The sequence below is a fragment of the Actinoplanes sp. NPDC024001 genome, assembly GCF_040638955.1.
GTDB lineage: Bacteria > Actinomycetota > Actinomycetes > Mycobacteriales > Micromonosporaceae > Actinoplanes.
This window is the reverse complement of the sequence record NZ_JBEZZB010000037.1, coordinates 14,924-41,188: the sequence shown is the minus strand read 5'-3', so window position 1 is coordinate 41,188 and position 26,265 is coordinate 14,924. Positions and strand designations below refer to the sequence as shown.

The 26,265-nt window shown below is 69.5% G+C and carries 21 protein-coding genes; 7 read left to right on the top strand and 14 right to left on the bottom strand.

All coding sequences use genetic code 11. From position 1 onward, the window contains the following. The first annotated feature begins 126 nt into the window (after positions 1-126). Positions 127-549, top strand: a complete 423-nt coding sequence (locus tag AB0F81_RS16750) for an SDR family NAD(P)-dependent oxidoreductase (protein WP_360197683.1) — start codon at positions 127-129, stop codon at positions 547-549. A gap of 105 nt (positions 550-654) precedes the next feature. Here AB0F81_RS16750 and AB0F81_RS16745 read toward each other — a convergent pair whose 3' ends face one another. Next, on the bottom strand, positions 655-3,510 hold the full coding sequence (locus AB0F81_RS16745; protein ID WP_360197680.1) for a glycoside hydrolase N-terminal domain-containing protein: 2,856 nt from the start codon (positions 3,508-3,510) through the stop codon (positions 655-657). Positions 3,511-3,908: 398 nt separating this feature from the next. Here AB0F81_RS16745 and AB0F81_RS16740 point away from each other — a divergent pair, with 398 nt between their 5' ends. Continuing rightward, positions 3,909-5,045 (top strand): serine hydrolase domain-containing protein, encoded by a 1,137-nt coding sequence (locus AB0F81_RS16740; RefSeq protein ID WP_360197677.1) that lies wholly within the window; start codon positions 3,909-3,911, stop codon positions 5,043-5,045. On the opposite strand, the gene AB0F81_RS16735 is transcribed toward AB0F81_RS16740, so the two are convergent. Continuing rightward, on the bottom strand, positions 5,046-5,216 hold the full coding sequence (locus AB0F81_RS16735) for a hypothetical protein (RefSeq protein ID WP_360197674.1): 171 nt from the start codon (positions 5,214-5,216) through the stop codon (positions 5,046-5,048). 382 nt (positions 5,217-5,598) lie between these two features. Further along, a complete protein-coding gene (locus AB0F81_RS16730) occupies positions 5,599-6,591 on the bottom strand; it encodes a cellulose binding domain-containing protein (protein ID WP_360197671.1) in 993 nt (330 codons plus the stop codon). A gap of 209 nt (positions 6,592-6,800) precedes the next feature. On the opposite strand from AB0F81_RS16730, the gene AB0F81_RS16725 reads away from it, so the two are divergent. Next, positions 6,801-7,727: an NADP-dependent oxidoreductase gene (locus AB0F81_RS16725; RefSeq protein ID WP_360197668.1), complete on the top strand. Its 927-nt coding sequence runs from the start codon at positions 6,801-6,803 to the stop codon at positions 7,725-7,727. A gap of 55 nt (positions 7,728-7,782) precedes the next feature. On the opposite strand, the gene AB0F81_RS16720 is transcribed toward AB0F81_RS16725, so the two are convergent. Further along, the gene (locus AB0F81_RS16720; RefSeq protein WP_360197665.1) at positions 7,783-8,847 is read right to left on the bottom strand and encodes a GGDEF domain-containing protein; all 1,065 of its coding nucleotides are present in this window, start codon (positions 8,845-8,847) and stop codon (positions 7,783-7,785) included. Positions 8,848-9,057: 210 nt separating this feature from the next. On the opposite strand from AB0F81_RS16720, the gene AB0F81_RS16715 reads away from it, so the two are divergent. Then, complete coding sequence (locus AB0F81_RS16715; protein ID WP_360197662.1) at positions 9,058-9,264, top strand: DUF397 domain-containing protein; 207 nt, start codon at positions 9,058-9,060, stop codon at positions 9,262-9,264. Positions 9,265-9,350: 86 nt separating this feature from the next. Here the strand turns inward: AB0F81_RS16715 and AB0F81_RS16710 are convergent, their stop codons facing one another. After that, positions 9,351-10,181 carry a helix-turn-helix transcriptional regulator gene (locus AB0F81_RS16710; RefSeq protein ID WP_360197659.1) on the bottom strand — a complete coding sequence of 277 codons (831 nt, stop codon included), beginning with the start codon at positions 10,179-10,181 and terminating at the stop codon, positions 9,351-9,353. Positions 10,182-10,436: 255 nt separating this feature from the next. Here AB0F81_RS16710 and AB0F81_RS16705 point away from each other — a divergent pair, with 255 nt between their 5' ends. Then, complete coding sequence (locus AB0F81_RS16705; protein WP_360197656.1) at positions 10,437-11,435, top strand: SDR family oxidoreductase; 999 nt, start codon at positions 10,437-10,439, stop codon at positions 11,433-11,435. Positions 11,436-11,523: 88 nt separating this feature from the next. On the opposite strand, the gene AB0F81_RS16700 is transcribed toward AB0F81_RS16705, so the two are convergent. After that, positions 11,524-12,489, bottom strand: a complete 966-nt coding sequence (locus AB0F81_RS16700; RefSeq protein ID WP_360197653.1) for a glycoside hydrolase family 6 protein — start codon at positions 12,487-12,489, stop codon at positions 11,524-11,526. Between the two features lie 402 nt (positions 12,490-12,891). Between AB0F81_RS16700 and AB0F81_RS16695 the strand changes: the two genes are divergently transcribed. Then, a complete protein-coding gene (locus tag AB0F81_RS16695; RefSeq protein ID WP_360197650.1) occupies positions 12,892-13,902 on the top strand; it encodes a LacI family DNA-binding transcriptional regulator in 1,011 nt (336 codons plus the stop codon). A gap of 13 nt (positions 13,903-13,915) precedes the next feature. On the opposite strand, the gene AB0F81_RS16690 is transcribed toward AB0F81_RS16695, so the two are convergent. The 8 genes from AB0F81_RS16690 to AB0F81_RS16655 form a co-directional block, all read right to left on the bottom strand. Continuing rightward, positions 13,916-14,983: a polyprenyl synthetase family protein gene (locus tag AB0F81_RS16690; RefSeq protein ID WP_360197647.1), complete on the bottom strand. Its 1,068-nt coding sequence runs from the start codon at positions 14,981-14,983 to the stop codon at positions 13,916-13,918. Continuing rightward, positions 14,980-15,162, bottom strand: a complete 183-nt coding sequence (locus AB0F81_RS16685; RefSeq protein ID WP_360197644.1) for a hypothetical protein — start codon at positions 15,160-15,162, stop codon at positions 14,980-14,982. The genes AB0F81_RS16690 and AB0F81_RS16685 overlap by 4 nt, the downstream gene beginning before the upstream one ends. Positions 15,163-15,653: 491 nt before the next feature. Then, positions 15,654-16,451, bottom strand: coding sequence for a sigma-70 family RNA polymerase sigma factor (locus AB0F81_RS16680; protein ID WP_360197641.1), 798 nt, complete (start codon positions 16,449-16,451; stop codon positions 15,654-15,656). 177 nt (positions 16,452-16,628) lie between these two features. Next, positions 16,629-17,546 carry a sugar phosphate isomerase/epimerase family protein gene (locus AB0F81_RS16675; RefSeq protein ID WP_360197638.1) on the bottom strand — a complete coding sequence of 306 codons (918 nt, stop codon included), beginning with the start codon at positions 17,544-17,546 and terminating at the stop codon, positions 16,629-16,631. A 4-nt stretch (positions 17,547-17,550) separates the two neighbouring features. Then, positions 17,551-18,735 (bottom strand): substrate-binding domain-containing protein, encoded by a 1,185-nt coding sequence (locus tag AB0F81_RS16670; protein WP_360197635.1) that lies wholly within the window; start codon positions 18,733-18,735, stop codon positions 17,551-17,553. Positions 18,736-18,744: 9 nt separating this feature from the next. Then, positions 18,745-19,665, bottom strand: a complete 921-nt coding sequence (locus AB0F81_RS16665; RefSeq protein WP_360197632.1) for an ABC transporter permease — start codon at positions 19,663-19,665, stop codon at positions 18,745-18,747. Between the two features lie 49 nt (positions 19,666-19,714). Further along, entirely contained in the window at positions 19,715-20,704 is a 990-nt protein-coding gene (locus AB0F81_RS16660) for an ABC transporter permease (protein WP_360197629.1), read from the bottom strand. Continuing rightward, positions 20,701-22,200: a sugar ABC transporter ATP-binding protein gene (locus tag AB0F81_RS16655; protein WP_360197626.1), complete on the bottom strand. Its 1,500-nt coding sequence runs from the start codon at positions 22,198-22,200 to the stop codon at positions 20,701-20,703. The genes AB0F81_RS16660 and AB0F81_RS16655 overlap by 4 nt, the downstream gene beginning before the upstream one ends. Before the next feature lie 450 nt (positions 22,201-22,650). Between AB0F81_RS16655 and AB0F81_RS16650 the strand changes: the two genes are divergently transcribed. Further along, positions 22,651-26,199, top strand: coding sequence for a ThuA domain-containing protein (locus tag AB0F81_RS16650; protein ID WP_360197623.1), 3,549 nt, complete (start codon positions 22,651-22,653; stop codon positions 26,197-26,199). The last annotated feature ends 66 nt before the right edge of the window (positions 26,200-26,265 follow it).

The following is a 26,265-nucleotide window of genomic DNA, read 5'->3' as shown; positions in this document are numbered from 1 at the left end:
TCGGACGGGGCTTGCTGTTTCCTAGCTTTCGTAGATTCCTGGGCCGTTCCGCGCGAGAGGCCGCCGCTCTCGCGCAGGTGTCCCGCCGCCGTCGACCTCCTCGGCGTACGCGGAAGGTTGTGCCTGGTGGCCATCCACCCGCAGCCGCGAGAGATCAACCTGCACCGCTTCTTCTGGCGCCGGCGCCGACATCATCGGCGTCAGCGCGAACCTCGAGGAGACCGGCAGCGACGTGGCGAAAGACATCGCCGCGGCGGGCCGGTCCTTCGAGCCGATCCGGCTGACCTCGCTGATCCCGCGGCGGTCCGGGAGCTGGGTGCGGACCTGGCCCGGCGGAGCCGCCCGGCGGACGTCCTCGTCAACAACGCCGGCACGATCCGCCGGTCTCCCGCCGAGCGGCACAGCGACGGGGACTGGGACCTGGTTCTGCAGGTCAACCTCACCGCACAGTTCGTGCTGGCCCGGGCAGAGGGGAGCGCGATGGCCACTCGAGGGCGCGGGAAGATCATTTTCACGGCGTCGCTGCTGAGCATCGACATGTTCCAGTAAGCGGTGGCCCGGAACCCTTCTCACGTACGGATCGAGCAGGACACCGCCCGGCTTGTCCGGCGCGGGTCCTGCTCTCCGCTCCTCGATGCGCTGAAGCTCGAGGTGCTAGATCCGCTGGAGCTGGAAACGCTGGTTGGCGCCGCTGCCGGGGGTCCATTGCGAGATCCGCGCACCGTCGGCGGTGGAGGCCTGCCACACGTCCATAGCGAGTCCGCTCTGGCGGTTGATCAGCCTGACCACCCCGCTGCCCTGGTCCTCCACCAGCCACTGCTGGCCGGTGGAGTTGGTGTCGGGCTGCTGGGTGACGTCGGCGCCGGTGCCGGTGCCGGCGACCTGCAGGACGAGACCGCTGTGCCGGGCCCGGATCCGGTAGTAGCCACCGCCGGAGGACAGGAAGTCGAACTGCTGATTGAGTCCGCTGCCGGCCTGCCACTGGATCAGCAGCGCTCCCGCGGCGGTCGACGCTCCGTTGATGTCGGCGGCCTTTCCGCTGTGCTGGGCGACTAGCCGGTAGTTCACGCCGGTTTCCACCGGCCCCGATCGCGCGGCCGAGCCGCGGTAGGTGTGGCCGGCCTGGACGGCGAACTGCACGAGGTCGGCCTCCAGCCGCGTCGGTTGCACGGTGGCGCCGCTCGTCTCGTCGCGCAGTTCGAAGGTGCCGGTGAAGACCCGGCTGCGGACCCGGACCGTGCCGCCGCGGTCGGGGGTGATGACGAGTTCGGTTCCGGTGGCGTTCCAGGAGGCACCGACGGTGTACCCGCCCCGGCCGCGCAGACCGGTGACGCTACCGGCCGGCCAGGCCGACGGCAGCGCAGGCAGCACGTGTAGTTCCCCGTTGTGGCTGTGCAACAGCATCTCGGCGATGCCCGAGGTGGCGCCGAAGTTGCCGTCGATCTGGAACGGCGGATGCAGGTCGAACATGTTCGGCGCGAGCCGGTCGGTCCGCACCAGGTCGCGGACGAGTTTGTGGGCGCGCGCACCGTCTTCCAGCCGCGCCCAGAAATTGATCTTCCACGCGAGCGACCAGCCGGTGCCGTCGTCGCCGCGCAGTTCCAGGGTCTGACGCGCGGCCTGGTACAGCTGCGGCGTTCCGCGCCGGGTGATCTGGTTGCTCGGATGCAGGCCGTACAGGTGCGAGACATGCCGGTGCGTCCGTTCGGTCTCCACCCAGTCGGCGAGCCACTCCTGGATGTTGCCGCGCGAGCCGACCCGGGTCGGCGCCAGTCTGTCTCGTGCCGCCAAGACTTGGCTACGGAAGGAAGCGTCCACACCGAGGACTTCGGTGGCTCGTGCGACGGCGTTGAACAGGTCGCGCAGGATCTGATTGTCCATGGTCGGCCCGGCGCACACGCTGGCGTTCGCGTGGTGGGGCAGTTCCGGGGAGTTCGAGGGGTTGGTGACCAGATATCCCAGCGACGGGTGGGTCACCAGCGAGTCGAGGAAGAACTGTGCGGCGCCTTTCATCGCGGAATAGTTGGCGCGGAGGAAATCGACGTCTCCGGTGAACTGGTAGTGGTCCCAGAGCATCGTGGCGAGCCAGGCGCCGCCGGTCTGCCACATGCCCCACAACGCGCCGTCGACGACGGACGACCCGCGCCAGGCGTCAGTGTTGTGGTGGGTCACCCAGCCGCCGGCGCCGTACTGCACGCTGGCGGTGCGGGCGCCGGTGACCGTCAGGTCCTTGACCATGTCGGCGACGGGCAGGAAGCATTCGGCGAGGTTGGTGGAATCGGCCGGCCAGTAGTTCATCGGCAGGTTCGCGTTGATGGTGTATTTGGAGTCCCAGGACGGCGCCATGTCCTGGTTCCAGATGCCTTGCAGGTTCGCCGGCTGGGTGCCCGGTCGTGAGGAGGCGATCAGCAGGTACCGGCCGTACTGGAACAGCAGGGCCGAGAACTGCGGGTCGTTGACGCTCGCATGCTGGGCGATGCGTACGTCGGTGGTCTGATCGGCCGCCGCGGTGCGGCCCAGATCGATCGTCACCCGGTTGAAGAGCGTCTGGTGGTCGGTGACGTGCCGGGACCGCAGCTGGTCGAAGGCGACGTTGCGGGCGGCGGTGAGGTGCCGCCGCGCGATGCCCTGATAGTCGCCGTTGACCGTGCGGTAGTTGACGTAGCTGGACCCGATGGACACCAGCACGGTGACGCTCGTGGCACCGGAGACCCGCAGCGCGCCGCCGGAGCTGCTGACCGTGCCCCCGATGGCGCTCGCGGCAGCCAGGGCGAGGAACCGGACGGAGCCGGCGATGCCTTCCATGGCGCCGGAGATGCCGTCGAGGGCGATCGTCGTGGAATCCGGGCTGGACACGGTCGTCCGCTGCGGGCTGTCGAACGTGGCGGTGAAGGTGATCGCGTTGGCGCGGTCGGCAGTCAGCCGGATCGCGACGACCTGATCAGGCGCGCTTGCGAACACTTCCCGTTGATACCGTACGCCGTTGAGCACGTACGTGGCGGTCGCCGTGGCGGTCGTCAGGTCCAGGGTCCGCTGGTACTGCGAGGCGCCGCCGGCGCTGCCGAACGCGAGCCGGAGATTGCCGACGGGCTGGTACGCCAGCTGCCCCACGGGGTTGCCGAGCATCGTCTGGTTGATCAGGTCCTGGGCCGAGGTCCACTGGTCGGCGAAGACCCGCCGCCGGATCTCGGCGAGGTTGGCCGCACCCCGGGTGTTGGCCGAGTCGTAGGGACCGCCCGCCCACACGGTGTCCTCGTTGAGCTGCAGGCGTTCGGTGTCGATGTTGCCGAACACCATGGCGCCGAGGCGCCCGTTGCCGATCGGCAGCGCCCGCAGCCAGTCCGTTCCCGCGGGCTCGTCGTACCAGAGCGCCAGGTCCCCGGCGGCCAGCACGCCCTCCGGCGGCGTCGCGCCAGCCCGGGCGGCAGCGGTCCAGCCGGTCGGCAGGAGCGCGGCGCCGGCGCCGGCCATCCCGGCGGCGAGCAGGTTCCTGCGTGTCACCTCAGTCATGTGATGTCTCCTCGCGGTGCGTCACGGGAACGTCCAGCGATGGTTCGCGCTGCCCGGCAGGCCGGGTTGCCAGCCGTATCCGGCCTGCTCTTAGGCGGTGATGGGTGCGGGGCAAGACTCTGTGAGCGCTAACAAAGTTGGTCGACCGACGGGGTGCTCCTAGTGGGTTCCGCCGATACACTCCGCCACAACACGCGAAATCATAATTCGTATGATGTGTGCTGTCCATAGACAGGCGCCGATGGACAGGGCGGGCTCTTGCCGGGCTGCGGTCGTGCCATCACTCAACAGGTAGCCCGCCGGTTGCTCGCCATGCCGTGCCTCTGGGTCCGCCGGCGGCCGCCTCACGTCCGCGTCCGACCCATAGGTGGTGTCGTGGCTGTGGCACAGTCGTCAGGATGAGCAATGCGCTGGAGCACATGCTGCTTCGTCATGTGGAGGCTGGGACCGTACCGGGCGCCGTGGCGCTTCTGGGGTCTGGTGACGTGGACGTGGCGGCTGTCGGGATGGCCTCGACGGACGGCGAACCGATGCGTGCCGACGCCATCATGCGGATTCAGTCGATGACCAAGGTCATAACCTCCGTCGCCGCGCTGCGTCTCGTGGAGACAGGACGTATCGGCCTCGACCAGAGCCTTGAGCAGTGGCTGCCGGAGCTCGCGGACCGCCGAGTGCTCTCCAGTCCGACGGCGGCACTTGACGACACCGTGCCGGCTCGGCGCGCCATCACCCTGCGCCATATGCTGACCAACACCTCCGGCTACGGCATGGCACTCGTCGACTCACCGCTGCAGAGGGCGATGGCCGACAACGGCACCGAGGCCGGTCCCGAGCCGGTCACGCTGGGAGCTGATGAGTGGCTCATGCGGCTGGCCGAGCTCCCGCTCGCGTTCCATCCCGGAGAAGGCTGGCGTTACCACCACTCGTTCAGCGTGCTCGGCATTCTGCTGGCACGGTTGACGGGCCGGACGCTCGGAGAGCACCTTGCCGAAGACCTCTTCGGTCCGCTCGGCATGGTCGACACCGCTCTCTGGGTGCCGGAGGAGAACCTTGACCGGTTGCCCGCGGCCTACCGCCATGGAGAGAGCGGCCTGGTCGAGACGGAGCCGGCCGGTGGGGGTTTCTACGCAGGGCCGCCACCTTTTGACGTGAGCCATGGCGAACTCGTCTCCACCGGGCGAGATTTCCACCGCTTCGCGAGAATGCTTGTCGACGGAGGCCGGGTCGACGGGGATCAGGTGATCTCGACTGACCATCTACGGCAGATGACCAGCGACCAGGTGTCCACCGAGTGCAAGACGCCAGAAAGCTTCTTTCCTGGCTTCTGGGAAGAGTCAGGCTGGGGATTCGGCGTGGGTGTGCGCACAAACGGGCCGCTGCGCGGGCGTTACGGATGGTCCGGCGGCCAGGGCACGAACTTCTTCGTTGATCGTGACGGAACGGTCGGCATCCTCCTCACCCAGGTCGAGCTGGGCGAGAACCTGGGGCCTATGCTCGCGGAGTTCCAGGCACTGCACACGCCGTCCTCGTCGTAGTCACGCCCCGGGCGGACAGGCCTGATCAGATTCGCGCGCTACGGATGGCCACCCATAGGCGGCGCTGTTCTGCGGCGCTTCGCCGTTCTCGAAGGCGACCTCCTCCTCGACGGAAGCGGATTCCTTCAGCTGAGCGAGCAGGTCGGTCCAGCGAACGCGGGTCAGCGTCATCCTCGCCCGGGTCCGGCCGATGTCGGTCCCAGCCCGGAGCAGGCGCTGCTGGCGGCTGGAGAGACGGCCAGCACGGGTACGGTCCGGGCCCAGACCGAGTTCCTTCAGTAGCTCCCACCCGGCGCCAGGGCCGGTCCGTCGCGCGGCATGCCCGGCGGAGGCGCCGACCCGGCGGTGGCCAGTACAAGACCGAACGCCGTGGTCACTGCCACAGGCGCCGAATCATCCGTCCGCTGCGGATCACCGGGACATCATCGGCTGCCCGCGGCCGAAATCAAGGCGCGCGATCCGTAGTCAGCGGCGACCGCGCGGAGGGCGACGCAGCGGCCTAGCTATCTTGTGCGCCCGAAGGGACTCGGACGCCCGGCGAACCGGCAGCGATTCAGGACTTCGATGCGGGCGGGGCTTTCGATGTGGCCGAGGCGCTGGGAGCCGGGTCGATCGAGATCATGACCTGCGTCGGGGTGGAGAGGTTGCCGGCGCCGTCGAAGGCGCGAACGCTGACGAAGTGTGTCCCGTAGCCGAGCCGCACCAATGCCGTGGTGCCGCCGACCCGGCTGACGACCGCGCCGTCCAGCGCGACCTCGTAGCCGGCGACGAACTGGTCGTCGCGGGGCGCGTCCCACTGGGCGGTGAAGTAGCCGCCGCTCGGGCTGACGAGTCGGAGGTTCGTCGCCGGGCCGGGCGGGGTGACGTCCGGTGAGGTGCCCAGGCCCAGGGTCGCGAACGGGGAACGGTTGCCGGCCGCGTCGACCGCGCGTACTCCGAAGGTCATCACCATCGGCGGTGGGATCGGCATGCTGTGGCTGGTGGTGGTCACCGTAGCGATCGGGCCCGAGCTGGTGCCGGTGTAGATCTCGTATCCGACGACGCCGGTGTCGTCGGTCGACGCATCCCAGTGCAGGGTGAAGGTGTTGCCCTGCGTGTCACTGCGGAAGTTGGCCGGGGTGCTGGGCGGCTGAGCGTCGCGGGCGGCCGGATTGCCGGCACACGGCGCGCCGTTGAGTAGGCACGATTGCGGCACGCCGGGACCGGTGGCGATCCAGCCGAAGGACGTCGACGCGCCCGGGTCGAGACTCGCGTTCCACGAAGCGCCAGTGATGACGTAGTGCGTGCCGGTCCGGGTCACCACGGCGTTCCAGCTGTGGTCGAGCGTGGTGCCGTCCAGCAGGTCGAACTCCACCCGCCAGGCCGCCATGCGGTCCGCACCGTCGTTGGTCACCGTCATCCTGCCCACGTAGCCGGTGGGCCAGGCGCTCTCCTTCAGGAACACGGCGGTCGCGGCCTGGGCGGGTCCCGGAGTGAGCGTGATCGTCGCCAGTCCGGCCACCAGCGCGGCCAGGACCGCGGACACGCGCGAGGCGAATCGACTCATGTCGATGCACGCTACACGCTGGATTCGATGGCGGACGCAGCGTGCCAGGATGTGGAATACGCTGCGGCTGAGGTTTCACCGCGACCGGCGCGGCGGCCCGGACATCTCGGAAAGGCGGCGCGGCAGGTCATGAACGGGGCCGTGTGCAAGATTCACGGCGCCTCATCGGCGAGGCCATGAATCAGAGCACGACGGTCTAGAGTGGACGCGTGCTGGGAGTCGTCGCGACCGCGCTTGGCGGTCCTGAGGTGTTGCAGGTGACCGAGCTGCCCGAGCCCGCGGCGGGGCCCGGGCAGGTGGTGGTCCGGGTCCGCGCGGTCTGTGTGCACCCTGCTGACGTCGCCGCCACCACGGGAGAGATTCCTCGCGGGCCGGATCGGCCGCCGTTCTCGCCGGGGTGGGACATCGCCGGCGAGGTGGCAGCGGTCGGCGCCGACACGACGGATTTCGGGGTGGGTGATCGTGTCGTCGGGATGATCCCGTGGTACCTGACCCGGGGTGCACCCGGTGGCTATGCCGAATTCGTGGCCGCCGACGCGGACTGGTTGGTGCGGCTGCCGGACGAGCTCGATTTCGTGTCCGCAGCCACGGTGCCGCTCAACGCCCAGACCGCACACCAAGGGCTGTCACTGGCGTCATTGGCCATGCTGCCGGCCGGCAGCAGCATTCTGGTCACCGGTGCCAGCGGCGGTGTCGGCGGCTTCGCCGTACAGCTTGCCCTTCAGGGCGGCTACCGCGTCGTGGCCCAGGCAAGCCACGGCGATGAGCAATGGGTGCACGATCTCGGCGCTCACGAGGTGGTTTCCCGTTCCGTCGATCTTGCCACGGTGGGGCCGGTGGGCGCGGTGTTCGACGCGGTGCCGCTCGGCGAGGCGGCGGCCGCCGCCGTCGAGGACCGGGGCGTCGTGGTCGTGACCCGGCCCACGCCGGCCATCGTTCCCGCCCGTGGTGTGCGCCAGGAGCTGCAACTCATCCGGCTCGACCGCGAGCTGTTGGCCGACTTGGTGGGGCAGGTGGCGGCCGGACGGCTGCGCACCCGCGTGGCGGTCACGATGCCGTTGACCGAGGCGGTCGACGCCCACCGGCGGGTGTTGGCCGGGGGCCTGCGCGGGAAGCTCGTGCTGACGGTGGACTGACGGGGACTGCGGCGGCGACCGAGTCTGCCGCAGTGGCGGCCGTCAGCCCGCGCGATCACCTGGAGGCGGAGGAACTCCGGTCCAGGTACGGGTCGGCGTCGGCTCGGATCGAGAGACAGTTCACGGGGATCGTGTCGACCATCGTGCCGGCGCCGTTAAGGCATCGGTAGCGGACCAGGGCTGCCCATTCGCAGGCGCTCTCGACCACTCCCGCACAACGGGCGGCATTCCGGTGAACCCACACCCGGTCGCCCGGCCGGAACGCGGCTGCGGGTCGCGAGGTGGTCAGACTCGGCTGGGACACGGAGATGGCGGCCGGCGGGTAGGTCTCGATGTGGTCGCCGCTCTCGGTTGCCACGACCCAGGTGATGCCGGCCCTGTCGATGGTGTTCGCGTGCCGCTTGGCGGTGAACATCGCCTGGTCCGCGCGGCGCAGCAGGCCGGGAAGGTCGTCGGAACGCTTCGCCGGTACGACGCCGATCGAGGCGGTGACGGACAGAGTGTGACCCTGCACGTCCATCGGGGGCGCGATCGCAGCGCTCAGCGAGCCGGCCACGTCGTGCCACCGCGCCTGCGAGACGTCGGCGCGCGAGACGCGCGGCAGCGCGGCGAACTCATCACCGCCGAGACGGGCCACCAGATGGTCGCCGAGGCAGGCGGCCATGCGCCGGGCGACCACGCAGAGGACCTCATCGCCGGCATCGTGCCCGTAGGTATCGTTGATCGGCTTGAAACCGTTGAGGTCGAGGATCAGGACGGCCGAGGACCAGTCATCGCGGCGCAGCAGCTCCGGGGCGAGCGCGTGGAAGAGGCGGCGGTTGGCAAGTCCGGTGAGCTCGTCGTGGCCGGCCATCCAGCGGAGCGAGGCCCGCTCCTGTTCCAGCTGCTGGACGTGTGCCGCGAGCTGATCGATGCGGGCCTGGAGGCGGGCGGTCTCGGGCTCGGCTCCCAGCTGAGGGTCATCTTGCGGTGAACCGCCCGTGTCGGCGGCGGCAGGATCGAGGATCCGCATCGGCCGTCCTCTCAGAACTGCGGCGGACCAGCGTGAGCTGTCGAGTCGACGGCGAGGGATTGCCAAGCGCCACAGTGGAATCATGTCAGTACGCCGATGCGCGTGCAAGATTTCACGAGGACAACTGTCGCGATGACATGATGCATCGAAGGCGGGTTTCGGCTACTCTAGGTAGGTGCACTTTCGTGGTGAAAGATCCGCTCTTGACGGGAAGGTCCTGATCCTGCACTTCGGGCGGACATTGAGGGCCACAACCGGCTACTCACTCAGTGGCAAATCGATTACCCAAAGTGATCAGCCCTCCGAGGAGGGGCACTGATGAGTAGGGAAACCGGCTGGATCATTTCCAGCAGATCGACGGGCAACGGAGGCAGTTGCGTCGAGGCCCGCCGCCAGGACGGTCTCATCGAGGTCCGCAACAGCAAGGCACGCGACGCCGGCACCGTCGTGTTCACGACCGAGGAGTGGGACTCGTTCCTGTTCGGCGCCAAGCGCGGCGAGTTCGACCAGCTCCTGACCGACTGATCACGCCGATCTGCGGCACTTCCGCTGAGTCTTCTCCCGCGGCCACGGGTTTCGCGGTGCCTCGTGTGCGCGGGTCACAACAATTCTCAGCTCGTCCCTCGGAAGTCTTCGACCGGTACCGAAGCTTTGCGGATCAGATCGAAGACCCGCCGGTATTCGTCGACCTCGACCTGCTCCTCCAGGTAGAGCGCACCGACGTGGGACTCCAGGTAGACCACGTCGGGATCGTCAGGATCATCGAACTCCAGGATCCGGAAGGCACCCGCCATCGCTGCGTGCGCTCCGACCGAGAACGGCAGTACCCGAATGTCGACCGTATCCTCTCGGGACAGCCGCCGTAGGTGCTCGATCTGCCCCTTCATCACCTGGTCGCCGCCGACCGGCCGGGCCAATGCTCCCTCGCCGAGCACCGTCACGAGGCGGACCGGTGGAGTGCGAGCGAACAGCGTCTTCTGCCGCTGCATGCGGAGATTGATGTGGCGCTCGGCGACCTCCGTGTCGGCCGGCTGCTCGGCGCCGAAGACAGCCCGCGCATACTCCGGGGTCTGCAGCTCGCCGGGGATCACCTCGCCGTCGTACCCGAACAGCCGGGATGCGGACGCCTCCAGCCCGACGTACAGCTTGAACCACTCGGGGATCACCGGGCTGGCGTCCCACCACTCCTGCTGCGACGTGCCCAGCGCGAGGTCGGCAAGCGCGTCGGTGATGCTCTGGTCCGCACCGTAGAGCCAGCAGAGCGCGCGTACGTTGGCCCCGGTGACCGGCACCTTGCCCGTCTCGATGCGGTGCAGCGTCGGCTCCGATATGCCCAGTCGCGCTTCCACCACATCACGCCGGCTCATCCCGGACGCCGTGCGTAGCCGCGTCAATCGCCGCCCCAACGCCCGCCGCACGACGCGTTGGCCTGTGACCGGCACGCCTACCTCCGCCTTGCCAACCCATGTGGACGGTGACGCCGACCACCGTACCCGCAACGGCGCGTTGCCAACAGGCGACCCCGCGTTGCGCATCGAACGCGTTATGGGGACAGCCGGTGATCGCGGTGATGAGCGCCGGCGCGCGGGTGAGCCGGCCGACTATCGGCCCTGACCGTCCGGGCCCGGCGGCCGCACGCCGGTGGGAGTGCGGCGCTGCGCCTTCTACCCGCCCCGGTGATCCTCTAGCGTTCAGGCATGGGCGCCATGCGGGTTCTGTTCATCGGTGGCAGCGGGATCATCAGTTCCGCCTGCGCGGACCTCGCCGTCGAGCGGGGCATCGACCTGTACCTCCTCAACCGCGGCCACAGCACCGACCGCCCGGTGCCCTCCGCCGCCACGGTGTTGCGCGGTGACATCCGCGATCCTCGGTCGGTCGCCACAGCCATCAACGGCCGCGACTTCGACGCGGTGGTGGACTGGGTGGGCTTCACTCCACAGCACGTCCGCACCGACATCGATCTGTTCCGCGGGCGCACCGGGCAGTACGTGTTCATCAGCTCGGCATCCGCGTACCAGACGCCGCCGGCGCGCGTGCCGGTCGTGGAGTCCACCCCGCTGTCGAACCCGTTCTGGCAGTACTCACGCGACAAGATCGCCTGCGAGCAGCTGCTCGCCGAGGCATACCGCACGGAGGGATTTCCGGCCACCATCGTCCGGCCCTCGCACACCTACGACCGCACGCTGGTGCCGTTCGACGGCGGCTGGACCGTGCTCGACCGGATGCGGCGCGGCAAGGAGATCGTCGTGCACGGTGACGGCACGTCGCTGTGGACGCTCACCCACCACACCGACTTCGCACGCGGCTTCATCGGCCTGCTCGGTCACCCGCGCACGATTGGCGACGCGTTCCACATCACCTCCGATGACGTCCTGACCTGGGATCAGATCGCGCACGCCCTGGCGAAACCGCTGGCCGTGGAGCCGAGGATCGTGCACGTGCCGTCGGATGCGATCGCCGCGGCGGATCCGGAGTGGGGCGCCGGCCTGCTGGGTGACAAGGCGCACTCGATGATCTTCGACAACGCGAAGCTGCGCGACGTGGTTCCGGACTACGTCGCCACCGTGCCGTTCGAGCAGGGTGCACGGGAGATCGTCACCTGGCATCTCGAGGACCCCGTACGCCAGCGCGTCGACGAACGGCTGGACACGGTGATGGACCGGCTCGTCGAGGCGTACCGGCCACGCCCGTTGTGATGCCTCGTTGCCCGTCGGCGCCGACCGGGAGCACGCGGCGCAGGCCCGCGAGCCGGCTGGGGCACCGGCTCGCGGGCGCGCGGAAGCCTCAGTACCCGTAGATCATCTTGTAGGCGACCTCCGGCAGGAACTGACCTGCGCTGGACCCGCTGCCCACACCGCAGTTTCCGTCGGACTCACCGGGGGTCTTGAGCCACAGCAGCATCTCCGCGCCCCCACCCAGCTGGCTCGGGGTGCCGATCCGGCGGCCGGCGGGGTTGCACCACTGGCCGTTGGCGCCGTTGCCGTTACGGCTGGTGTCGATCACGAAGGGCTTGCTGTAGCCGTAGCGCCGCAGCTCACCGGCGACCCGGTTGCCGTAGTTGGTGTTGTCGCCGGTCGGGAAGTAGTTCGAGACGTTGAGCGCGAAACCACGAGCGCGGGCCACTCCGGCCATGTTGAGGCGCTGCGCCATGGTCGTCGCGTCGATCCAGCCGGGGTTGCCCGCGTCCAGGTAGGCCCAGGTGTTGGGCGCCTTGGAGCGGAACTGGTTGACCGCACGCGAGAGCATCCCCACCCGGTCGTTGATCTGCGACTGGCTCATACAGTTGAAGTCGCCCAGCGAGTCGGGTTCCAGGACGACCACGGCGGGCCGGTTGCCTATCGCTGCGGCGAAGGAGGCGATCCAGGCGTCGTAGGCAGCGACGGTGCCTGCGCCGCCGCCGGAGTGGCCGCCGCAGGCGTCGCGGCCGGGAATGTTGTACGCCACCAGCAACGGAAGCTTGTCGACCGCGTCCGCCGCCCCGACATATCTGCCGACCGCGCCCGCGATGTCGCCGCTCCAGTTGCCGAACCAGCTGGCCATCGGCCTCTGTGCGATCGCGGACCGGATGGCGGCCGCCCGACCGTCGCCAGGGTTGGCGGCGACCCACGCCGCCGGACTGGACTGGGGATTGACATAGAAGCCGCTGGTCTGGCTCACCGGATCAGCGTGAGCGGGTTGCGCCCCGAGCAGGACGGCGGGGACCACCAAGGCCAGCGCGGCGAGGATCCGGGAGCGGATCGGTCGTTTCATCGACGTGTCTCCTAGCGGGGAAGCGTCGGCCGCGGTGCTGAGCCGTTTCGGGGCGGTGGCGCCCGGAGCGGCGAGCAGCGGCGACGGGGTGGGGTGACGGGGGCGGCCACCAGGTGCGAGCACCATCCAAAACTGGAAGCGCTTCCAGATTTAGACATGTGCGTATGTCGATCGATGCTCGGCTCCTGACCACGTAATGTCAAGAGTCACGACAGCTTCCTCCACCGGAAGCCACGCGGTTGCTCGGACAGTTTCCGGGACCGCTCCCAGAGCTGGAGTCATCGACGGAGGCCAACGCCGCCAATGGTCGTCACCATCGGTACGATCGACCGGCGGCTCCGCCAAGACGGTCCCACCCGGGGCGGCCGGCCCGGCGTCGGACAGGAAGGACCCGGCATCAAGATGGCAGTGTCCCCGCGGCGGCAGCCCACTCTCGACGAGGTGGCCGAGCGGGCCGGTGTCTCGCGTTCCGCGGCGTCTCGCGTGATCAACAACGCGCCGCACGTCAGTCGCGCCACCCGCAACGCCGTCGAAAAAGCGATCAAGGAGTTGGGCTACCAGCCCAACCGCACCGCCCGCGCCCTGGCCACCCAGCAGACCGGCATCGTCACGCTCGTCGTTCCGCACGACAACCCGGAGTTGTTCGCCGATCCGTTCTTCGCCCAGGTCATCGTCGGTGTGTCCGCGATGCTCGAGGAGACCGAACTGCACCTGCTGCTGTGCCTCGCCAGTTCCCACCGGGGCCGGGCCCGGCTGACGAACCTGCTGCGCACCCGCGGCGTGGACGGCATCATGCTGATGGCTCTGCACGGCGACGAACCACTGACCGACATCATCGACCGATCCGGTCTGCCCACGGTCCATGTCGGCCGGCCGCTGCACTTCGAGCCGCAATGGTTCGTCGACTCCGACAACGTCGGCGGGGCCAGGCTCGCGACCGAACATCTCGTCCGACTCGGCCGGACCCGGATCGCCACCATCACCGGCCAGCTGGCCACCGAGGCCGGCAAGGCCCGCTACCGCGGCTACCGCGAGGCCATGATCATCGCCGGGCTGGCCCCGCACGGTACGGCGGAGGGCGACTTCACCGAGAACAGCGGCGCCGAGGCGATGAGAGCCCTGCTCGACTCCCACCCGGACCTCGACGCCGTGTTCGCCGCCAGCGACAATCTGGCAGCCGGGGCCCTACGAGCGCTGGCCGAGGCCGGGCGGTCGGTACCGGCTGACGTCGCCGTGGTGGGCTTCGACGACCTCGGCATCGCCGAACGCACCGATCCCCCGCTGACCACCGTCCACCAGTCCGTCCAGGACCTCGGGAAGGAGGCGGCTCGCATGCTCGTCGCGGTGCTCGCCGGACAGCAGCCCTCATCCATCATCCTGCCCACCCGACTGGTACGGCGCGGATCCGCCTGACCACACCCGGCGATCACCGCCGGCGTCGCACCGCCCGGTCGATCAGCTCAGCCAGCGCGACGCGGCTCTCCGCGGCCATCGGGGCGGCCGCGAGTACGGCCCGCGCGGTGTCGGCGCGTACCCGGATCATCTGCTCGATCTTCTCCCGGGCGCCGGTGTTCTCGATGATCTCGCGCAGTTCGGCGGCGCCCTCAGCGTTCAGCGCGGGATTGCCGAACAGGTGCCGCAACCGTGCCGACTGCCCGCGGTCGGCGGCGTCGCGCACCAGCGCCATCAGCACGGTCGGCTTGCCCTCGCGCAGGTCGTCGACGACGGACTTGCCGGTCAGCGCCGGGTCACCGAAGACGCCCAGCACGTCGTCGCGGAGCTGGAACGCCTCTCCCAGTGGGTCTCCGAACTCGAACAGCGCGGTGATCAGCTCCGGCGCCGCGCCAGCCAGGGCCGCCCCGATCTGCAGCGGCCGGGTGACCGTGTAGCGGGCGCCCTTCATCCGGATCACGGTAAGCGCACCGGCCAGCGAGCTGTCCCCGTTCCGGGACCCCAGGTCCAGGTACTCCCCCGCGATCGCCTCGGCGCGCATCGCCGCGAAGACGCTGCGTCCCCGGTGCACCGCGTCGGCGCCCAGCCCGCACTCGTGGAACATCTCATCCGCCCAGGCGGCGCACAGATCGCCACACAGCAGGGCGGCGTTCCGGCCGTACGCCTCGGGATCGCCCGCCCAGCCGGACCGGGCGTGCAGCTCGGCGAAGGTGCGGTGCACCGAGGGCCGGCCCCGGCGGTGATCGCTGCCGTCCAGGATGTCGTCATGGATCAGCGCGAACGCGTGGAACAGTTCCAGCGCGGCGGCGGCGGCCACGATCGGCGGGCCGTCCGCCCCGCCCGCACACCGCCAGCCCCAATAACAGAAGAGCGGGCGCAGCCGTTTGCCGCCGGTCAGCACGAAACGGTGCAGCGTACTGACGAGGTCGAGCGGCGCGCCGTCCGGACGGCGCTGATCCTGCCGGTCGAAGAAGGCGGCCAGCGCCTCGTCGACGCGGGCCCGCAGGGCGTTCACGTCGGTCGCCGCCACGGTGACGGTCACGGCTGTGCCCCCGCCGGCCGCAACGCGGCCAGTTCCAGCAGCAGATCCTTGACCTGCGTCGCGGTGACTCGCTGCCGGGCCGTAGGTGCGGCCGGTCCCGCTCGCAGGGCGAGCGCGCCGACGACGCCGGCGGTCGCGACCGAGCCGCGCGCACCCATCAACCAGATGCTCGTACGCATGGGGCTTCCTTCCGGGCTCACGTGGTGGCGCAGGTCAGATCCCGCGCCGGTCCCCACTGGTCCGCGGCCGGCAGCAGCGCCGCACCGGCTCTGGCGGCGCCTGCGGTGGGCAGTCGCCTTCGTGTCACCTCGGACATGTTCGTTCTGCGTTCACGGACGGTGATCCCGGATGAGCCGATGCGGGTCGTCCGCTGGGCTGGCGCGGAGCTTGCCCGCTCCGCGCCAGCCTCTTCCGGATCGCTCGGGCAGCGATGCATGTCGGCGTCATGCCGCTGCCGTCGCGGCCCGGAAGCCGCGCACCCCCGGCCCTCGGACAGCAAAGGTCGAATAAGTAGCCGGCACCTCAGGAAACTGCGTTGACTTCACCGACATTGCCAGGCTCCAGCAACTTAATCAAGCGACTTTCATCAATGGTTAACGGTATTCGAAGGCCCCTTGACGGCCCTTTTTAGATTTAGGAGTAGACGCGAAAAAATCATGAAGGATTTCTGTTATCGGAAGTGGTGTCCGGACGGTCGTCGCGCCGCCGCAAGCAGCGCCGGCGAGACGGGGAACAGGGCGAGACAGGCAGTCAGCCGTTCGAGCGGGCTCAGCCCACCGGCGGCCTGAGCACAGACGGAACAGCATCGGATGTGCCGCACGATGCGCTTTCGCCACAGCGTGCTCGGACGCCCGCCCCAGCCGTCCAGAGCGACCGCCAGTTGCGCGCATCGTGGACTCGCGTCCAGGGTGACGACCAGTGACCGGCAGAGATCCAGCTGGCTGCGCATCCGCTGCAGGCGCACGCCGGCGTGTGCGACGCTCGTCGCCAGCGTCTCCGCCACTTCGGCCCTGGTCAGCCGGCCCGCCGCCTCCAGCCACCACAACGACAGCACTACCCGGTCGCTCCGATCGAGCCACCGACTGGCGCGCATGACCTGCCGGTGGCCCTGCGTCAGCTCCACGCACGCGAGGACCAGGCTCTCGGCATCGGCGTGCGGCGGATCCGTCATCTCCTCGAGAGGTACGGCACGCTCAGCGTCGACCTGCCGCCGATGGAGATGACTGCTGACCTGGCGTGTCGCGATCGCCGCCAGCCATGGCCGGAAGCTCTCCGGGGTGCGCAGGCTGCGCAGGTCCCGCACCGCCCGCAACATGGTGTCCTGCACGACGTCGTCGACGTCCGGGAGCCCGCCCAAGGCCCTGCGGGCGATGGTGTACACCAGTGGCAGGCTGACTCTGGCCAGATCGTCGAGCGCCCTGCGGTCACCGGCCTCCGCGGCGACGACCAGGCTCCGCTCGTCGGTCACGGTGATGCGACCCCCCCCCCAATGGTGGAGTTTCGCCACCTGCCGGCACCGGCGAAGACATCGCCGATTACGGTGTGGCGCTTCGTCGGAATGCGGCCCGGAATGGCGGTTCGTGAGCCCGCTGATGAACGCATTCATAAATGCATCGGCGGATGCGGTGGCCGGCGTCGGGTGACTTCATTCGGGCGCCGGCCGGCTGCGAGCCGGCGGTCCGCGGTCCGGGGCCTCCTGACCCACGTCGATTCCTCGCAGGGCGACACGCAGGAAGGACAGGCCGTCACGAGCGAGGGCGTCCTGCGACGGGGCGAGCGGTCGCCAGATGGCCGCGGCGGTGGCGATGGCCTCGTTGCCCGCCGTGAACGACTCGATGCACAGGGGGCCCCGGTAGCCGGTCGCGGCCAGCGCGGTGAGGAATCGGGGCCAGTCGAAGTGGTCCCTGCCGGGGGTACCGCGGTTCGTGCCGCTCACCTGGACGTGCTTGATGTACGGGCCGGCGAGCGCCAGAGCCGCGCAGGGATCGGCCTCCTCGATGTTCATGTGGTACGTGTCGATCATGAGTCCGACGCTCGGCGGCAGGCCGTCGATCATCTCCACCGCCTGTTCCACGGTGTTGACGACGCTCGTCTCGTAACGGTTGAGGGCTTCCACGCCGATGCTGACCCCCCGCTCCCCCGCGTGGTCGGCCACGGGTCGCAGGGCGCGGCGCACGTCGGCATAGCAGGTTGTGCGAGCCGCCGCGGACATGTGCCAGGTCCGTCCGACCGCGGCGTAGACCGGTCCACCGACACAGGCAGCGCCGACTGCCGCGGCATGGTCGACGCAGGACTTCAGGTACGCCGCGGTGGAGGCAACCGTCTCCGGCGAGGCATTGACGAGATCACGTCCGGGCGAGGTGACCGCGCAGACGCCGGCCACGGTCAGGCCGTACGCCGCCAGCAGATCCCGGGTGCGAGCCGGATCCCAGTCGCCGAGTCGCTCGACCGGCAACTCGACCGTGTCGAAGCCGAATCCGGCGATCCGCGGGATCAGCTCGGCCAGGGCCGCGTCGTCGACCGGTGAGGTCCACACCCATGGGTTGACACCGATGGCGCGCACGCGGCTACTTCCAGCGGTCCGGGTAGCCGGGCAGGTCGGTGCACCCGCACATCGCGTAGTGCAGCGGGGGCATGTCCGGATCGGCGTACTGATCGAGGGTGTCCTGGCTGATGGTGGGCTGCGGGAGCTTCCACGGGCTCGGCACCTGCTTGCCGTCCAGGATCGCCAATGCGGCGATGACGGGGGTACGCCACTGATACGTCGGATAGGTCGGCGCGATCGCGGTGAGTTTCTTGTCCTTCCACAGCTGGAGGAAATCGAGCTGGTCCTCGCCGTTGATCGGAGGCACGGGCTGCCCGGCGTCCAGGAACGCCTCGGCCGCCGCGACGGCTACCGCTCCCGCGTCCATCCAGACGCCGTCGATCGTGCCGTACCGCTGCAGGTAGTCGTTGACGATCTTCTTGGTCTTGGCCGGGTCGCCGTCGGTGAACTCGACGCCGACCACGTTGACACCCGCCTTGTCGAAGGCGACCTTCGCGGCCGACCAGCGGGTCTCCAGGACGTCGACGCCGGGCAGGATCCGCAGGGCGAGCACCTTGCCGCCCGGCTTCATCTTGCCGCTGACGAACTCCGCGGCGACATGACCGAAGCCGTAGCCGCCGATCGGATTGATGAAGGTCACCGGGCAGGTGGTGTCGACGCCCCGGTCGAAGACGATGACCGGCAGGCCCTTCTCGCAGGCGGTGGCCACGGCCGGGGTGAGCGTGGCGGTGGTGTTCGGTGAGACGATGAGCGCGTCACAGCCCTTGCCGAGCAGGTCGTTGATGTCGGCGATCTGTTTCTGGTCCTTGCCCTCGGCGTCGATGTGAACGAAGTCCTCGATCCGGCCCCGCTGCGCCTCGACCTCGGCCTGCATGGTCTTGAAGCCCACCTGCCGCCAAGGGTTGTTCAACCCGGCGTTGGAGAAGCAGATCTTGTGCGGTCCGGTCTTCTTGAACTTCGCGGTGTCCACCATCTTCGGTTGGAGCGCCTGCTCCCACGGCTTGCCGGCCGGCCCGGTGGGCGCCGCTTCCAGCAGTGCGAGCTCCCTGTCGTAGTCCGCCTGCACGAAGAACTTGGACTGCTCGCCGGTGCCGGAGCCGGTGGCCCCGGTGGCGGCGGCCGATGACGTGGCGCTCGGTTCATCGGTGGCACAGCCGGGGAGCATCAGCAGTGCTCCCGCGGCTACGACGGTGATGGTGCGTCGCACGGAATCCCCTTACCTCGATGTGGGACGAACGGACGAGACCGCCACAGCGAGCAGGATGATCGCGCCCTGGACGGTGGACTTGAGGGCGCCGGCGACGCCGTAGAGATTGAGCAGGGCGAACAGCGTCTCCAGGGTCAGCGCGCCGAGCATCGCGCCGGCCACCGAGCCGCGGCCACCGCCGAGGGCGACGCCACCGAGGACCACCGCCGTGATCGCGGCGAACTCGAGGCCGGCGCCTGCCTGGAACGAGACGCCGCTGTACCCGCCGAGCAGGATCGCCGCGAGCGCCGCCGCGAGGCCGCTGAGGACGAACGCGATGGTCTTGGCACGCCACACCCGGACACCGCTCAGTTCGGCGGTCCGCGGGTTGCCGCCGACGGCCGCCAGGGTGCGACCGAAGTCGCTACGGCTCAGCAGCACGGCCAGCGTGGCCACGGCCAGCAGGACGAGCAGCGCGTACGGCACCCGGCCCAGCGCGGGCACGTCCTCGAACGCTCGCCGGCCGAATCGGCGGAACTCCTCCGAGAGCCCGCCTTTCGGGGCGCCGTCGGACCACAGGTAGACGGCGCCGACCAGGATCAGCAGCATGCCGAGAGTGCTGATGAACGACGGCACCCGCAGCCGGGTGGTGACCAGACCGTTGATGAGGCCGACGACCACGCCGAAGGCGAGCAGCAGTGCCACCACCGGCCACGTACGCGACGGGTCGTTGTCGATGAGCCGGGCCGCCACGACGACCTGGGCGGTGACCAGGGAGCCGACGGAGAGATCGAACTCGCCGGAGACGATCACGAAGTACTGACCGGCGGCGAGCAGGATGATCGGTGTGGAACGGCCGAGGAAGGACATCAGCGACGGTGGGGTGAGGAAGCTGGGCTGACGCACCGCGACCAGTACGAGCAGCACCGCGAGGAGCACGACGATCGGCATCAGGCTGCCCGCGCGGACTCGCGGTAGCCGCAGCGCAAGCGGGCGACGCTCAGCGATCCGCATGGCCGGCACGCCGTCCTTCCCGGTGCCGCCGGGCGTAGACGGCGACCGCCGCAATGATGATCACGCCACGGATGACCTGCTTGAAGAACGCGTCGACCTCGAGCTGGTTGAAGATCGCGTCGATCCCGGCGAGCAGCAGCACCCCGCCGACAGTGCCGGCGACCCCGCCGATCCCCCCGGCCAGGGCGGTGCCGCCGAGAACCACCGCGGCGATCGACTCCAGGTCGTACAGGCCTTCGGTGCCCACCCGGGGAGCACCCGAGCCGAGCCGGGCGGCGAGGTAGATGCCGGCGAGGCCGGCGCAGAGCGAGCAGAGTACGTGCGCGGTGACGAGGATCCGGGTGTTGCGCACCCCGGAGAGCCTGGCGACCTCCGGGTCACCGCCGACGGCGATCAGGTGGTGACCGAAGCGGGTACGCGCCAGCGCGAACCAGGCTGCGCCCGCGACGCCGAGCAGCAGGAGGAACGACAGTGGCACCGGCCCGATCCGCTGGTAACCGAGGGTCTGCACGAGAGCGGGCGCGGTCGTGCCGGCCGGGCCGTCGTAGCCGTTGTCCAGGTAGCCCTTGAGCAGCAGTCCGACACCGACGGTCGCGATGAACGGATTGATCCTGGCCTTGGTGACGAGCAGACCGTTGCACAGGCCGACACCGGCACTGACCGCGAGTGCCAGACCGGCCCCGGGGAGCAGTGCCGCGTCGTCACCACGCATGGTCTCGGCCGCGACCAGGGTGCTGAGGCTGATCACGTACGCCACCGACAGATCGAGCGATCCACCGATGACGACCAGGGTCTGTCCCACCGCGACCAGCCCCAGGCCGGCCGCCACGTGCAGCAGGCTCACCGTGGTCGGCACGCTGAACAACTCGCCACCGTCGATCGTGACCACCAGCCAGCCGATCGCCAGGGTGAGGGCCAGCGCCGCGAACACTCCCGGCGAGGCGCGCCGGGCCGGCATGGACAGCGCGCTGCTCATCCGACCGCCTCCCGCGTGGCGCCGACGGCCAGCGCGACGACGTCCTCCTCACTCGCCCCGGCGGGCAGTTCGCCGGCGATCCGGCCGTCGCGCATGACGATGATCCGGTCGCTCAGGCCCAGCAGCTCGGGCAGTTCGGACGAGACCATCAGCACAGCTGCGCCGTCGCGGGCGAGCCGGCGGACGAGGTCGTGGACGGCCGCTTTGGAGCCCACGTCGATGCCCCGGGTCGGCTCGTCGAAGAGCAGGATCCGTGGGCCGAGCGCGAGCCACCTCGCAAGCACGACCTTCTGCTGGTTGCCGCCGGACAGGAAACGGATGTCCTGGTCCTCTCCCATGGCGCGCAGCTCGACAGCCGCGAGCAGGTCGCGGATCCGGGCCGCGCGGGCACGGCGGCCGGTCCAGCCCGGATCGACGGCGCGACTGGCCAGCAGCACGTTGTCGAGCACCGACTGGCCGGCGACGATGCCCTCACCCTTGCGGTCCTCGGTGACGTACGCGATCCCGGCTCGCATCGCGGCGCGCGGCGACCGCAACCGCACGGGTTCGCCGTCGATCGTCACCGCGCCGGTGGTGAATGGTGCGGCCCCGAACAGCGATCGGGCCAGCGCGGACCGGCCGGCGCCGCGCAGCCCGCCGACGCCGAGCACCTCGCCGGCGCGCAGCTGGAGGTTGATGGCTCGCAGTTTCCGGTTGCCGCCGTCACGGACCGCCAGCCGGACCGGGCCGACTTCGCCGGGAGCCGCGCGCTCGGGGTAGTAGCGGGACAGGTCGCGCCCGACCATGTGCCGCACCAACCGGTCCGCGCTGATCTCGGCGGTGTTCTCCGTGGTCACCCGGCGGCCGTCCTTCAGTACGGTGATCCGGCTGGACAGGTCGAAGACCTCGGCGAGCCGGTGGGATACGTAGAGAACGCCGATCTGGTGCTGTTGCAACCGCCGGACGAGAGCGCGGAGCTGGCCGACCTCATGGTCGGCCAGGGCCGCGGTGGGCTCGTCCATGATGATCAGCCGAGCGTCGAGAGCCAGCGCCTTGACGATTTCGACGACCTGCTGCTGGGCCACACCGAGTCGTCCGACGCGGGTGCCGGGTGGCAGCGAGCCCTCCCCGACGGACGCGAGCAGCGTCGCGGTGCGGTGCAGCATCGTCCGACGGTCGACGAGCCCGCGCCGCCGGGGCTCCCGGCCCAGGAACACGTTCTCCGCGACGCTGCGCTCCGGCAGCAGGTTGAACTCCTGATGGACGATGCCGATGCCGGCCCGCTGGGCATCCCGCGGGCCGGAGAGGAGCAGCTGGGCACCGGCGAACTCGATGGTGCCCTCGTCGGGTGGGTACACCCCGGACACGATCTTCATGAGGGTGGACTTGCCGGCGCCGTTCTCCCCCACGACGGCGTGCACCTCGCCCGGCCGGACCTCGAGGTCGACACCCTCGAGCACTCGCACGCCGAGGAACGACTTACCGATGCCCCGGAGCGTGAGCAGCGGCTCCGACATCAAAACCCCTACGGTGCGTAGTTGACGACATGAGCAGTCCCGGACGCCGAAGCGTGGGCTCTCCGCCCGGATCGGCACGGCGAACGAAGTCATCATTCGTCATACGTTCGGCTCGCTCCCGACCTTAAGGGCCACTTCGGACGTTGGCAATGCCTGCTGGGAGCGCTCCAAACCCACGATCAGCGAATCGGGACGCGGGAAAACTTGTTACGAAACAGGCGCTAACGAGTCGCATTGACATCGGGCGATGCGCGGTCGCATGCTGCCGAGCAGACCACGGGATGAAGTAGCGCCAGATGTGACAATGCGTTACTTCCCGAAGGATCCTGCTTGCCGTCACGGCGGACGGCACGGCGACCCATGGCACCTACGGCGACGCCGCCCTCGACGAGGACGGTGCCGCCGGCACGTGCCCGTGGTCGGCATCGTGACCGCCGATTAGGAGACGGAATGCGTCGCACCACCATCATCTTCGGAGCCATCGCGGGCCTGTTGCTGTCGCTCGCGATCGTCCGCCCGGCGTCAGCAGCGCCGGCTTTCCGCGCCCTGCTCTTCACCAAAACGGCCGGTTTCCGGCACGACTCGATCCCCGCGGGCATCCAGATGTTCCGCGAGCAGGCGGCCGCCGAGAACTTCGAGGTGGTCCAGACCGAGGACGCCGGCGTCTTCACCCCGGCCAACCTCGCCACCTTCGACGTTCTGATCATGTTCCAGACATCGGGCATGGTGTGGACGACGGCGGCGCAGCGTCAGGCCGTGGAGGGCTTCCTCGCCGGCGGAAAGGGCATCGTCGCCGTCCACAACGCCACGGACATGGGCATCGAGAACGAATACCCGTGGTGGGACGAGACCGTCAACGGGGGCGCGCACATGCCCGAGCACTCCCCCGGTGTCCTGTCCGGCACCGCGATCGTCGCGGACAAGAGGCATCCGTCGACGGCGGCGCTCCCGGACCGGTGGAACCGCGCCGAGGAGTGGTACAACTTCGACACTAACCCGCGCGGCAAGGTGCACGTCCTGGCAACCGCCGACGAGCGGACCTACAACCCCGGCCCGCGCGCGATGGGCAACGACCACCCGATCTCCTGGTGCCGTAACGCCGGCGGCGGCCGGGTCTGGGCCACCGGCATGGGTCACGCGATCGCCTCCTACAGCGAGGCGCACTTCCGCAACCACGTCCTCGGCGGCGTCAAGTGGGCCGCCGGCAACGAGCCCGGAGACTGCGGCGGCACCGTCTGGAGCAACTTCGAGAAGCGCACACTCGACGACAACACCGCCGACCCGATGGCGCTCGCCGTCGCACCGGACGGCCGAGTGTTCTACGCCCAGCGGGCCGGCCAGGTCAAGATCTTCAAGCCCGCCACGAACAGTACGGTCACGGCCGGCACGCTGAGCGTCTACACCGGCGGCGAGGACGGCCTCACCGGCCTGGCCCTCGACCCGAACTTCGCCGGCAACGGCTACGTGTACCTCTACCACTCGCCGGCCAGCAGCACGACGGACATCAACCGGGTGTCCCGCTACACCCTCACCGGCGACACCCTCGACATGTCCAGCGGGGTCACGATCATCGACATCCCGGCGTACCGCAGCCGGACCCACCCCGAGCCGGGGCACACCGGCGGATACCTCGAGTTCGGGCCCGACGGGAACCTCTACATCGGCACCGGTGACGACACCCCGCCCAACCTCGACCCGGCCTGGCAGGGTTACGCGCCGCTGGACTGGCGGTCCGGCAGGTCGTACCTCGACGCCGCCCGCTCCGCCGGCAACACCAACGACCTGCGCGGCAAGCTGCTGCGGATCCGGCCCTCGGCCGGCGGCGGCTACACCATCCCGGCCGGCAACCTCTACCCGCAGGGCACGGCGCAGACCCGTCCCGAGGTCTACGCGATGGGCTTCCGCAACCCGTTCCGCTTCTCGATCGACCCGTCCAACGGCTGGGTCTACCTGGCCGACTACGGCCCCGACCGCAGCGGCGCCACGACCAACCGCGGTCCCGAGGGACTCGTCGAGCTCAACGTCATCAAGGCGCCGGGCAACTACGGATGGCCGTTCTGCCACGGCAACAACCAGCCGTACGCGCCGTACAACCCGGACACCGGCGCCGTCGGCGCCAAGTTCAACTGCAGCGCGCCGGTCAACAACTCGCCCAACAACACCGGCCTGACCAGCCTCAAGCCGGTCGTCGCACCGAACATCTGGTACGGCTACGGCGTCTCGCCGACATTCCCCGAGCTCGGCTCCGGCGGGTCGGGTCCGATGGGCGGGCCGGTCTACCGCTACAACGCCGCGAACCCGTCCACGACGAAGTTCCCGCCGTACTACGACGGCGTGCACTTCCTCGGCGAGTGGACCCGCAACTGGATCAAGGAGGTGCACTTCGACTCCGCGACGGCGGTGACCCGCACCAACCCCTTCATGCCGGCGGGCAACTTCAACAAGCCGATGGACATGGAGTTCGGCCCCGACGGCTCGCTGTACCTACTGGAGTGGGGCTCGAACTTCGGCGGCGGCAACAACGACTCCGGCCTCTACCGGATCGACTACATCCAGGGCGGCCGCTCACCGCTGGTGAAGGCGTCCGGCACACCCACCAGTGGCAACGCGCCCCTGACCGTGCAGTTCAGCAGCGCCGGAACCACCGACCCGGACCCCGGCGACACGCTGCGGTACCAGTGGACCTTCGGTGACGGCGGCACGTCCACGGCGGCCAACCCGTCACACACGTACACCGCCAACGGCAATTACACCGCCCAGCTGAGGGTCACCGACAGCGGGGGCAGGACGGCCTTCGCCAACGTCCCGATCACCGTCGGGAACACCGCACCGGTGGTCACCATCACTGTCCCGCCGAACGGCGGCATGCTGAACTTCGGCGACCGCGTCTCCTACACGGTCACCGTCTCCGACCCGGGCGGCGCACCCATCGACTGCACCAAGGTCCTGGTCAACCCGTCCCTCGGCCATGACGACCACCAGCACGAGACGACCGACTACCCGGGTTGCTCGGGCACCGTCGCCACCGACCTGCTCGGCGGGCACCCCGACGGCGCGAACCTGTACTACGTCCTGCGGGCCCGCTACACCGACGACGGTGGCACCGGCGGTGCGGCACCGCTCACCGGCTACGCGCAGGCGATCCTGCAGCCCAAGCACAAACAGGCCGAGTACTACAGCAGCCAGTCCGGGGTGCGGGTCGTCGAGCAGGCCGCCGCGGAGAGCGGCAAACGGCTCGGCGACATCTCCAACAACGACTGGGTGGCGTTCACCCCGATGAGCCTGTCGGGCATCACCAACGTCAGCTACCGGCTGTCATCGCCCGGCGGAGGCGGATCGATCGAGCTGCGCGCCGGCTCGCCGACCGGCACCCTGCTGGCCACCACGCCGGTGATCAGCACGGGCGGATGGGACAACTATCAGTCCACACCGGCGGTCAACGTCGCCGCCCTGTCCGGCAGCCACACGCTCTACCTGGTGTTCAAGGGCAGCTCGGCCAACTGGTTCGACCTGGACTCGATGGCCTTCGGCGGTGCGGGGGTCGGCGTACCCGGTCAGGGTGGTGGCATCGCCGGTCGCACCTGGACCGTCGCCGCCCAGCACAGCAACAAGCTGATGGACGTCAGCGGCGCCTCCACCGCCGACGGCGCCCAGGTGGTCCAGTGGACGGCGACCGGGGGCACCAACCAGAAGTGGCAGGCCGTCGACGCCGGCGGGGGCGCCGTCTCCCTGAAGGCCGGGCACAGCGGCAAGTGCCTCGAGGTGATCGGTGGCTCCACCGCCCAGGGCGCGTTCTTGCAGCAGGCCACGTGCACCAACACCAATCAGCAGAAGTTCCTCGCCACGGCGACCGGCACGAGCGGTGTGTACACCGTGAAGAGCGTGGTGAGCGGGTTGTGCGTCGACGTCAACGGCGGCGCCACCACCGACGGTGCACGGCTGCTGCAGTGGGGCTGTCACAGCGGCACCAACCAGCAGTGGCGCTTCACACCGGCGTAACGACATCGCCTGCACCGCCGGGACCGGCCCGCTGCAGGGCCGGTCCCGGCGTTTTCCAGCGGCACG

Excerpts from the sequence above, each read along its gene's own strand:
- AB0F81_RS16740 (WP_360197677.1), top strand. The coding sequence starts at position 3,909 with ATGAGCAATGCGCTGGAGCACATGCTGCTTCGTCATGTGGAGGCTGGG.
- AB0F81_RS16745 (WP_360197680.1), bottom strand. The coding sequence starts at position 3,510 with ATGACTGAGGTGACACGCAGGAACCTGCTCGCCGCCGGGATGGCCGGC.
- AB0F81_RS16665 (WP_360197632.1), bottom strand. The coding sequence starts at position 19,665 with ATGCCGATCGTCGTGCTCCTCGCGGTGCTGCTCGTACTGGTCGCGGTG.
- AB0F81_RS16730 (WP_360197671.1), bottom strand. The coding sequence starts at position 6,591 with ATGAGTCGATTCGCCTCGCGCGTGTCCGCGGTCCTGGCCGCGCTGGTG.
- AB0F81_RS16695 (WP_360197650.1), top strand. The coding sequence starts at position 12,892 with ATGGCAGTGTCCCCGCGGCGGCAGCCCACTCTCGACGAGGTGGCCGAG.
- AB0F81_RS16715 (WP_360197662.1), top strand. The coding sequence starts at position 9,058 with ATGAGTAGGGAAACCGGCTGGATCATTTCCAGCAGATCGACGGGCAAC.
- AB0F81_RS16660 (WP_360197629.1), bottom strand. The coding sequence starts at position 20,704 with ATGAGCAGCGCGCTGTCCATGCCGGCCCGGCGCGCCTCGCCGGGAGTG.
- AB0F81_RS16685 (WP_360197644.1), bottom strand. The coding sequence starts at position 15,162 with ATGCGTACGAGCATCTGGTTGATGGGTGCGCGCGGCTCGGTCGCGACC.
- AB0F81_RS16705 (WP_360197656.1), top strand. The coding sequence starts at position 10,437 with ATGGGCGCCATGCGGGTTCTGTTCATCGGTGGCAGCGGGATCATCAGT.
- AB0F81_RS16735 (WP_360197674.1), bottom strand. The coding sequence starts at position 5,216 with ATGACGCTGACCCGCGTTCGCTGGACCGACCTGCTCGCTCAGCTGAAG.
- AB0F81_RS16650 (WP_360197623.1), top strand. The coding sequence starts at position 22,651 with ATGCGTCGCACCACCATCATCTTCGGAGCCATCGCGGGCCTGTTGCTG.
- AB0F81_RS16655 (WP_360197626.1), bottom strand. The coding sequence starts at position 22,200 with ATGTCGGAGCCGCTGCTCACGCTCCGGGGCATCGGTAAGTCGTTCCTC.
- AB0F81_RS16700 (WP_360197653.1), bottom strand. The coding sequence starts at position 12,489 with ATGAAACGACCGATCCGCTCCCGGATCCTCGCCGCGCTGGCCTTGGTG.